The 1,407-nt window shown below is 70.7% G+C and carries 2 protein-coding genes; one reads left to right on the top strand and one right to left on the bottom strand.

Going from position 1 to position 1,407, the window contains the following annotated elements:
• On the bottom strand, positions 1-495 hold a 495-nt coding region (locus tag QQJ79_RS15315), incomplete at its 3' end, for a hypothetical protein (protein WP_284223792.1).
• A gap of 81 nt (positions 496-576) precedes the next feature.
• Here QQJ79_RS15315 and QQJ79_RS15320 point away from each other — a divergent pair.
• Positions 577-1,179, top strand: coding sequence for an LOG family protein (locus tag QQJ79_RS15320; protein WP_284223793.1), 603 nt, complete (start codon positions 577-579; stop codon positions 1,177-1,179).
• Positions 1,180-1,407: the final 228 nt, after the last annotated feature.

Consider the following 1,407-nt stretch of genomic DNA (forward strand, 5'->3'; position numbering starts at 1 on the left):
CGGCGCACTTCCCGAAACCAGCCGCACCCGGCCGTCGCTGTCGACCGCGCCCAGTGCCGGCGCCCGGTCCAGCCGCCGGGTCGCCCCGCCCGCTCGCAGGATGGCGACGGGCCCCCGCCCCCCGGCCACGATCAGCAACCGTTCCGGCGCCGGAGCGGCGTCCTGGCCCACCTGCGTCTCGGGACGCAGAAACAGGTCCCCGGCGGGATCGATCACGCGAATCTCGAACCCGCCCTGATCATCCGCCGCCGCGGCATGGGCGGGACCGGACTCACTGCGCAGCACGACACGGGCGCCCGGCTCCGCCTGTCCGGAGAAGACCAGACCGCCGGGAATGCGCCGGACCGAACGAATCATCGGCGGGCGGGTCCAGGCTCCCGCCGCGGCGGGGACCCGGGCCTTCTCCGCCGCCACAGGCGCCGGCGGAGAACAGGCGGCGTTCGCGAGGCACAGGAGCGCCGCTATCGCCGCCTTGCCGAACATGGCCCGTTTCATCGCGTGCATCCGACCGCTAGGAGTATCGGTCCAGATAGCGCGCCGAGGCGGCCGTTGTCTCCCATCCGTTCCCGAGGCCCCATGTCTTCGCCTGTCTCCATCCAGCCTTTCGACGGTCAGTCCGTCTGCCTGTTCTGCGGTTCGTCCGACCTGGCCGACCCGGCCTACACCGCCGCGGCCAGCGCCTTTGGCGAGCAGACGGCCCGGGCCGGCTGGCGACTGGTCTATGGCGGCGGCGGCGTCGGCCTGATGGGCGCCTCGGCCCGCGCCGCGCACGCGGCCGGCGGGCGGGTCCTGGGCGTCATGCCGGGCTTCCTGCGCAGTCGCGAGCGTCTGTTCGACGACGTCGAAACCCTGATCGTGCCCTCGATGCACGAGCGCAAGACCATCATGTACGACCAGTCCGACGCCTTCGTGGTCGCCCCGGGCGGCGTCGGCACGCTGGAAGAGGTCATCGAGGTCCTGTCCTGGAAGCGGCTCGACCTCCACTCCAAGCCGGTCATCTTTCTGAATCTGAACGGCTTCTGGGAGCCGCTTCTGGCCGTGATGGAGCACAGCATCGCCGAGGGGATGACTCCGGCCAGCTTCCGCGAGGCCTGGGTCGTCTGCGACACGGTGGAGGCGGCGATCGTGGCGATGCAGAGCGCCGATGCCGTCCCGGGCTTGCAACATGATCAGCGATAAGTAATCACTGTTTAGTTCGCCGGTGTGAGTGCGTTTCCTTTAGCGACGCACCTTGACAGTTTCGTATAGAAACGGACACTGGCGATGCGAGGCGTATTCCCGCGCCCGCCAGCCCGGAGACCTCCCCATGCGTGCTCTGCTCATCGCCGCGGCCCTCTTCGCCGCCGCCCCCGCCTTCGCCCAGGCGCCCGCCGCCACCAGCGCCGTCCTCGCCGACGCCGGCCGCGC

It is taken from the genome of Brevundimonas denitrificans (assembly GCF_030160755.1).
Classification (GTDB): Bacteria; Pseudomonadota; Alphaproteobacteria; order Caulobacterales; family Caulobacteraceae; genus Brevundimonas; species Brevundimonas denitrificans.

Excerpts from the sequence above, each read along its gene's own strand:
- QQJ79_RS15320 (WP_284223793.1), top strand. The coding sequence starts at position 577 with ATGTCTTCGCCTGTCTCCATCCAGCCTTTCGACGGTCAGTCCGTCTGC.